This window comes from Nocardia mikamii NBRC 108933 (genome assembly GCF_001613505.1).
GTDB lineage: Bacteria > Actinomycetota > Actinomycetes > Mycobacteriales > Mycobacteriaceae > Nocardia > Nocardia mikamii.
Genome location: NZ_BDCM01000017.1, coordinates 238,446 through 246,406, shown reverse-complemented (window position 1 = coordinate 246,406; position 7,961 = coordinate 238,446). Strand labels below are relative to the sequence as shown.

Sequence of the window (7,961 nt, the reverse complement as noted above, 5' to 3'; positions counted from 1 at the left end):
TTCCGCATATACGCCCCTTGTGTGCTTGGCCCCGTCGTCCCACCGTAGAAGTCACTACTGTTCGCCGCAGGGCGTTTCACGATGGCCACGCAGGCCGGGCAAGTGGGGACGCGTTCGTGTCGCGTGATTGAATTTATGGTGGTAGCAGACAGGTGCCGGCGAACGGCGCACGGTTTGCATGTCGTCACCGGCTGCTCGTGCCGGATCAGAGAAAGGTAACGCTGTGTCGGAGCATGACGACGGTAGGAGACCCTTCCGCCGTGGCAGTACCGGTCCGGACTCGGCCGGCTCCGGCACACCTGCCCACGACCGCGGAGAAGGAGAGCGTCGCTCCGGAGGCTTCCGGCGCAGCGACGATACGCGCCGCTCCGGTGGCTACGGCGCGCGTGACGACGACCGGCGCGGTTCGGGACGTGGAGACGACCGCCGTGGATCCGATCGCGGCACCGGCGGTTACAGCCGCGGTGGAGACGAACGCCGCTCCGGTGGCTTCAGGCGTGGCGACGACGATCGCCGATCCGGTGGATATGGCCGCAGCGACGACGATCGCCGTTCCGGTGGTTACGGGCGCGGGGGCGACGACCGTCGATCGGGCGGATATGAACGCGGCAGCGATGACCGTCGTTCGGGTGGATTCCGACGTGACAACGACGACCGGCGCTCCGGTGGTCACGGCCGCGGTGGTGATGATCGCCGCTCGGGTGGTTACGGCCGCAGCGACGACGATCGCCGCTCGGGTGGGCACCCGCGCGGTGGCGACGATCGCCGTTCCGGTGGTTATGAGCGCGGTCGCGATGACCGTCGCCCCGGCGATTCCGGCCGTGGTGGTGATGACCGTCGTTCCGGTGGTTACAGCCGTGGTGGTGATGACCGTCGTTCCGGTGGTTACAGCCGTGGTGGTGATGACCGTCGTTCCGGTGGTTACAGCCGCGGCGGTGACGATCGTCGTTCCGGTGGTTATGAGCGCGGTGGCGACGACCGGCGTTCGGGCGGATTCCGCCGTGACGAAGGAGATCGCCGCTCGGGTGGTCACGGGCGCGGCACGGATGATCGCCGTGGCGGATTCCGGCGCGACGAGGGTGGCCGGCGTCCGGGAGGCGCGGGCGGCCGTGACGATCGTCCGGGTGGTTACGGCCGGGGCGAGAGTGATCGGCGCGGCGGGTTCCGGCGTGGTGGCGCGGACTCCGAGCGTCGGTTCGGGCCGGCCGACGAGGCCGAGACCCCCGCGCACACCGGGGAAGCGGCAGAGACCGCCGCGAACTTCGAGGATCGCGAGCCGCGGCGACGGGGTGGCGAAGGGGCCCGCGTCGGTGGCGAGAACCGGGCGGGGCGGCCCGACGAGCCCGCGTTGCCGGACGACGTGCAGGCGAGCGATCTGGACGGCGCGGTGCGCCGCGATCTGCTCAGCCTCGACAAGAACAACGCCGAGGCGGTCGCCCGGCATCTGGTGATGGCCGCCCGGCTTCTCGACGAGGATCCGGAGCAGGCGCTCGAACACGCGCGCGCCGCCCGGCGCCGTGCCGGACGCATCGCGGTGGTCCGCGAAACGGCCGGTGTCACCGCCTATCACGCCGGTGAGTGGGCCGAAGCCCTGTCCGAGCTGCGCACCGCGCGCCGGATGTCCGGCGGCTCGGGTCTGCTGGCGGTCATGGCCGATTGCGAACGCGGGCTGGGACGGCCCGAACGCGCGATCGAACTCGGCCGCAGCGACGAGGCGCGTGCGCTGTCGGGCGACGAGGCGACCGAGCTTCGGATCGTCGTCGCCGGTGCGCGAATGGATTTGGGCCAATACGATCAGGCCGTGGTCACCCTGCAGACGCCGGAACTGGATCCCTCGCGCTCCGGTCCCGCGTCGGCACGGTTGTTCTACGCCTATGCGGAGGCGCTGCTCGCCGCCGGCCGGTCCGACGAGGCACTGCAGTGGTTCCTCAATGCGGCCGCAGCCGATGTCGACGGTGATACCGACGCCGAGGAGCGTGCCGACGAACTCGCGGGCGCACAGGCCGACGACGACGTGGAGTAACTAGTGGCAGCATCGCTTCGGGAGGGCTTCGAGGCTCTCCTGCTGGATCTGGACGGCACGCTGTATCGGGGTGCGGAGGTGATCGCCGGCGCACCGGCGGCCCTGGACGCCGGCGGCGGCGCGCAGAAGCTGATGTTCGTCACCAACAACGCCAGCCGGTCGGCCGGTGTGGTAGCCGCGCATCTGCGCGAATTGGGTTTCAGCGCAAGCGAATCCGATGTCGTCACCAGTGCGCAGGCGGCCGCGCACGTGCTCGCCTCCCGGCTGGCCGCCGGATCCACCGTGCTGATCGTCGGCACCGACGATCTCGCGGCGGAGATCGAACAGGTGGGCCTGCAACCGATTCGACGTTTCAACGGGGTGGCCCCGGCCGCCGTCGTGCAGGGACATTCGCCGCAGACCGGATGGCCGGACCTCGCCGAAGCGGCCTATGCGGTGCGCGCCGGGGCGCTGTGGGTGGCCGCGAACGCGGACGCCACGCTGCCGAACGAGCGCGGCCTGGCACCGGGCAACGGTGCGATGGTCGCGGCATTGCGAGCCGCGACCGACCAGGAACCCGTGGTAGCCGGTAAACCCTATGCGCCACTGCTCGAGGATGCGCTGGTGCGCGCGGAAACCCGCGACGCACTCGTGGTGGGAGACCGGCTCGACACCGATATCGACGGCGCCCGGTGCGTCGGCCTGCCGTCGTTGATGGTCCTCACCGGCGTCAGCACCCTCGACGACCTGCGAGCCCGCCCCGCCGATCACCGCCCCACCTACATCTCCCGAACCCTCGACGCGCTGAATCACCCCGTGATCCGGCAGGAATCGCGCGACGGCGGCGACGCGATCGACCACCTTGCCGATTTGTTGGACGAAAACCCCGGCCGCGCAATCGAATTGGCGCGGTAACGGTGCGACTGACGGTGACGGTCGAGTCGCTGCGGTGACCGCGGCGGCTCGCCGGTCAATCGCGACGGTCGTCGGCAGCGGGGGATGCTGCCGCGGCCTCCGGAATCAAGCCCAGGCGGCGTAGTAGTGGGGTTGCGGCGGCTCCGGCTCGGCGTCGGCTGATCGCCGCGGATTCGTGTGCGGCAGTGGGGATTTTGAGCCACCAGCGTTCCAGCGGCCGGTAGTCGGCGGCGGGGACCAGGCGCGCGGCGAGGTCCGGTCGCTGTGCCCACAGGTAGCGGCGGGCCCGGGCGGCGTGCATGGGGTCGGAGGCGATCATGATGCGGTCGGCCCGTTCCAGGGCGGGGATGGTGAATTCGATGTTCTGCCAAGTGGTTTCGGCGGTCGTTTCGGTGCGGATGCGTTCGGGCGGGACACCCAGGTGAGTGCGGGTGTAGTCGGCCATGACCGTCGCTTCGACCCAGGGGCCGTGGACGGCGCCGCCGCTGAAGATCAGGAATCCGGCGCGATCGGGCGGCAGCGAGCGGGCGCCGATGCGGCATCGCCAGCGCTGCAGCGCGCGCGTCCGGCCGTCGGCGGCGGCCGGGTAGCCCAGCACGACCACCGCATCGGTGTCGCCGGCTCGGGCTTCGCGCCGAGCTCCGAGCAGTTGCCGGGATGCGCGCCAGTGGGCGTATTCGGCGGCGGCGACCACCGCGGTCGCCGTCCATGCCGCCGCGAGTGCGACGAACCGGGCGGATCCATGTCGTCGCTTACCTCCCACGCCGCCATTGTGCCAACATCTGCCGCACACCACCTGTCCTGGGGCTTCGGCTGTCGACGCCGTGCGGTCGGCGCCCGGCCCTGGTTCGTGCTGCCGTGCCGTGCTCGCCGACGCCCGGAATCGCCGCGACACACCCGGCGGACGGAGGTCGTGGTCGCCTTCCCGGGAACGCATCGGCGACCGGTCTTCCTTGGGAGCGCATCGGTGACGTCCGTGACTTCGTCCGGTGACGGCTCGCCCGCGAGCGGCAGTGGGCCAGGGACGCGGCCGCTGGGCGTCACCGTGACCTCCGTTTCACCCGCGCCGCCGCTTGCCGGGATGTCGGTGAGCTCCGGTAGCGTTGTCGGCACCATGACTACGCCCATTCCGCGTCCGCATCCGTCCGGTTCCTCCGGTCCTCGTCCGGGAGTTCCGCTGCCCGGGCAGCATCTCGCGGGAGGGACGGCGGAGTTCGCCGACCCGGAGAAGGTGCGGGCCGAGGTGGCGGCGCTGCTCGCGGAGTTGCCGGGGGGCCGGCGCCAGGGCAGCGACGATGCCGATGGGGCGGACCGCGCGGGAACCGATATCACCCGGCGGGCGCGCATTCTCGAACAGGCACACGAGGTGCTGGTCGGCGCCCTGGCGACGGTGGACAAGATCTGAGGTGGCCAGGCGCGCGCGAGTGGACGCCGAACTGGTTCGCCGCGGATTGGCGCGATCGCGAGAACACGCGGTCGAGCTGATCGGTGCGGGCCGCGTCCTGATCAACGGTGCGGTCGCGTCGAAACCGGCGACCGCGGTCGAGCCGAATACTCCCTTGCTGGTTCGCGAGGAACCCGACGAGGTCCAGTGGGCCTCGCGTGGTGCGCACAAGGTGCTGGGCGCGCTGGAGGCGTTCGAGCCGCTCGGGGTGAGCGTCGCCGGCAAGCGCTGCCTGGACGCCGGCGCCTCGACCGGCGGATTCACCGATGTGCTGCTCGCCCGCGGCGCCCGCGAGGTGGTCGCCGTCGATGTGGGTTACGGCCAGCTGGTGTGGCGGCTGCGCAACGACGAGCGGGTCCGGGTGTTCGACCGCACCAATGTGCGGGCGCTGACGCCGGAGGCGATCGACGGTCCCGTCGAGTTGGTGGTCGCCGATCTGTCGTTCATCTCGCTCGCGCTGGTGCTGCCGGCGCTGGCCGCCTGCTGTGCACCGGGTGCGGATCTGCTGCCCATGGTGAAACCGCAGTTCGAGGTCGGTAAACAGCGAGTAGGCTCCGGCGGTGTGGTGCGTGATCCGGCTCTGCGAGCCGAGGCGGTGACCGAGGTGGCCGCCGCGGCCGCCGAACTGGGCCTGCGCACCCGCGGTGTGGTCGCCAGCCCGTTGCCCGGCCCGTCCGGCAACGTCGAGTATTTCCTGTGGTTGCGCAAGGAAACCCGGGGCAGGGACACACCGGACACCGATTCGGCCGGAACCGAATCGGAGCCCGATGTCAGTGAATTGGTGCAGCGTGCGGTCGAGGAGGGGCCACAGTGAAGCGGGAGATCCTGCTCGTCGCCCATCCGGGCCGTTCCGAACTGCTCGAGACCGCGCATCGGGTCGCGAAGATCTTCGCCGATGCCGGAATCGGGCTGCGGGTCCTCGCGGACGAGGCCTACAGCACCAAACTGGATTTCGACGACACCGGCGAACCCGACGGCTATCCGGTGCGGGTGATGCCGCACGGCCCCGACGCCGCGGTCGGGTGTGAGATGGTGCTCGCGCTCGGTGGGGACGGCACCTTCCTGCGCGGTGCGGAGATGGCGCATCCGGCCCGCGTACCGGTGCTGGGAATCAATCTGGGCCGCATCGGTTTTCTCACCGAGGCCGAGGCCGAACATCTCGACGACGCGCTGGCGCAGGTGGTGCGCGGCGATTACCGCATCGAGCAGCGGATGACCGTAGATGTCAGTGTCCGCGTCGATGATGTCGTCGTGGAACGCGGATGGGCCCTCAACGAGGCCAGTATCGAGAATGCCGCCCGCATGGGCGTGCTGGAGGTCGTCCTCGAGGTCGACGGCCGTCCGGTATCGCAATTCGGTTGTGACGGTGTACTGATCGCGACCCCCACCGGCTCCACCGCCTACGCTTTCTCTGCGGGTGGCCCCGTGGTGTGGCCCGAACTCGAAGCGCTGCTGGTGATCCCCAGCAACGCGCACGCGCTGTTCGCGCGGCCGCTGGTGACCAGCCCGGAGTCGCGGATCGCGGTGGAAACCGTTGCGACAGGCCATGATGCGATCGTCTTCCTGGACGGCCGGCGTACGCTGGCATTGCCGCGGGGTGGGCGATTCGAAGCGGTGCGCGGCGCCGAACCGGTGCGCTGGGTGCGGCTGGATTCCGCCCCCTTCGCCGACCGGATGGTGCGCAAATTCCGCTTACCCGTGACAGGCTGGCGGGGCCGGCGGCCGGAACGGCCGCGCACGGCGGAGCCGGCCCGCACTCCCACCGAGCAACCCGGCTCAGGCGATAGCGAACACCGCCGAACGGAGAGCACACGTGCTGACAGAGATCAGGATTGACGGCCTCGGCGTCATATCCACCGCCACCGCGCAGTTCCACGAGGGACTGACCTGTGTGACCGGGGAGACCGGTGCCGGCAAGACCATGGTGGTCACCGGGCTGCATCTGCTCGGTGGCGCCCGCGCGGACGCCGGGCGGGTGCGTCAGGGCGCGCAGCGGGCCGTCGTCGAGGGCCGGTTCACCGTCGAGGACGTGCACGACAGCGCCCGCGACGAGGTCGAGAAGGTGCTGGAATCCTCCGGCGCGCAACGCGACGACGACGACAGCGTCATCGCCGTACGCACAGTCGGCAGCGACGGGCGATCGCGGGCCCATCTCGGCGGCCGCAGCGTGCCGGCCGCGGTGCTGTCGGATTTCACGGCCCCGCTGCTGACCGTGCACGGGCAGAACGACCAGCTGCGGCTGCAGCGTCCCGATCAGCAGTTGCAGGCACTGGACCGCTTCGCCGGTGACGCGGTGGCCGGGCTGCTGCGCAAATATCAGCTGGCTCGCCGCACCTGGTTGCAGGCTCGCGCGGAACTGCTGGAACGCACCGCGCGCAGCCGCGAACTCGCACTCGAGGCCGATCGGCTGCAGCATTCGCTGAACGAAATCGACACGGTCGCACCGGAACCCGGTGAGGACGAGCGCATCGTCGCCGAGGTGCTGCGGCTCGGCGATCTCGATTCGCTGCGGGAGGCGGCCGGCGCCGCCCACGCGGCCCTGGCGGGCTCCGGAGACGGTGAGGGGGCCGGTGCGCTGGACGCGCTCGGTGGTGCGCGGGCCCGGCTGGAATCCAGCGACGATCCGGCGCTGACGGCGTTGGCGCCGCGGCTGGGGGAGGCGATCGCGGTGGTGGTCGATGTGACCACCGAGCTGAGTTCGTATCTGTCGGATCTGCCGTCGGATCCGGCGGCGCTGGACAGCCTGCTCACCCGCCAGGCGGAGCTGAAATCGCTGACCCGCAAATACGCGCCCGATATCGACGCCGTGATCGCCTGGGCCGACGAGGCACGCACCCGCCTGGCCTCGCTCGACGTGTCGGAGGAGGCGCTGGCGGCGCTGGCGGCCGAGGTCGAGACCGCGGCCGTTCAGGTGCGGGAGACGGCGAAGAAGCTGACCGCGGCCCGGCGCAAGGCGGCCCGCAAGCTCGCGACCGCGGTGAGCGCCGAATTGAGCGGTCTGGCGATGGGCCGCGCCAAACTCGAGGTGGAGGTGCGGCCGCTGGCGGCGGCCGCGCAGGACAGCGCGCCCATCACCGTCGAGGGGGCGGAACTGCATGCGGGCGCGTCCGGTGTGGACGAAGTGGAATTCCGGCTGTCTGCCCACTCCGGCGCGCAGTCGCTGCCGTTGAGCCGCAGTGCATCCGGTGGGGAGCTCTCGCGCGTGATGCTGGCGCTGGAAGTGGTGCTCGCGGCCTCCGAATACGGCTCGACCATGGTGTTCGACGAGGTCGATGCCGGTGTCGGCGGTCGCGCCGCCGTGGAGATCGGGCGGCGGCTGGCCCGGCTGGCCCGCACCCATCAGGTCATCGTGGTGACCCATCTGCCGCAGGTGGCCGCCTTCGCCGACACCCACCTCGTGGTGGACAAGGTCGACGACGGTAAGGGCGTCAACAGTGGGGTGCGGGCGCTGACCACCGACGAGCGGGTCGTCGAACTGGCCCGCATGCTGGCCGGCCTCGACGATACCGAGACCGGCCGCGCCCACGCCGAAGAGCTGTTGGCCACCGCGCGGGCGGAGAAGGCCGACACCACCTCGGCGGCGGGCTGACCGCGCGCGGC

General features: G+C 70.9%; 6 protein-coding genes and 1 pseudogene. 6 read left to right on the top strand and 1 reads right to left on the bottom strand.

All coding sequences use genetic code 11. The features are described 5' to 3' along the window. Window positions 1-922: 922 nt before the first annotated feature. Together NMI01S_RS36610 and NMI01S_RS28065 are read left to right on the top strand one after the other, a co-directional pair. Window positions 923-2,023, top strand: a pseudogene (locus NMI01S_RS36610) (hypothetical protein); the annotation flags it as partial. Window positions 2,024-2,026: 3 nt separating this feature from the next. Next, entirely contained in the window at window positions 2,027-2,917 is an 891-nt protein-coding gene (locus NMI01S_RS28065) for an HAD-IIA family hydrolase (RefSeq protein WP_063001708.1), read from the top strand. Window positions 2,918-2,972: 55 nt separating this feature from the next. On the opposite strand, the gene NMI01S_RS28060 is transcribed toward NMI01S_RS28065, so the two are convergent. Beyond that, window positions 2,973-3,680 carry a YdcF family protein gene (locus NMI01S_RS28060; protein ID WP_218021132.1) on the bottom strand — a complete coding sequence of 236 codons (708 nt, stop codon included), beginning with the start codon at window positions 3,678-3,680 and terminating at the stop codon, window positions 2,973-2,975. Between the two features lie 351 nt (window positions 3,681-4,031). Here NMI01S_RS28060 and NMI01S_RS28055 point away from each other — a divergent pair, with 351 nt between their 5' ends. Genes NMI01S_RS28055 through recN form a run of 4 tightly spaced genes read left to right on the top strand, consistent with a single transcriptional unit; the run spans window position 4,032 to window position 7,950 of the window. Then, the gene (locus NMI01S_RS28055; protein ID WP_063001707.1) at window positions 4,032-4,322 is read left to right on the top strand and encodes a hypothetical protein; all 291 of its coding nucleotides are present in this window, start codon (window positions 4,032-4,034) and stop codon (window positions 4,320-4,322) included. Window position 4,323: 1 nt separating this feature from the next. After that, window positions 4,324-5,175 carry a TlyA family RNA methyltransferase gene (locus tag NMI01S_RS28050; protein WP_063001706.1) on the top strand — a complete coding sequence of 284 codons (852 nt, stop codon included), beginning with the start codon at window positions 4,324-4,326 and terminating at the stop codon, window positions 5,173-5,175. After that, window positions 5,172-6,197 (top strand): NAD kinase, encoded by a 1,026-nt coding sequence (locus NMI01S_RS28045; RefSeq protein WP_084513343.1) that lies wholly within the window; start codon window positions 5,172-5,174, stop codon window positions 6,195-6,197. Before NMI01S_RS28050 ends, NMI01S_RS28045 begins: the two co-directional genes overlap by 4 nt. Continuing rightward, window positions 6,175-7,950 (top strand): DNA repair protein RecN, encoded by a 1,776-nt coding sequence (recN, locus tag NMI01S_RS28040; RefSeq protein WP_063001705.1) that lies wholly within the window; start codon window positions 6,175-6,177, stop codon window positions 7,948-7,950. Before NMI01S_RS28045 ends, recN begins: the two co-directional genes overlap by 23 nt. The last annotated feature ends 11 nt before the right edge of the window (window positions 7,951-7,961 follow it).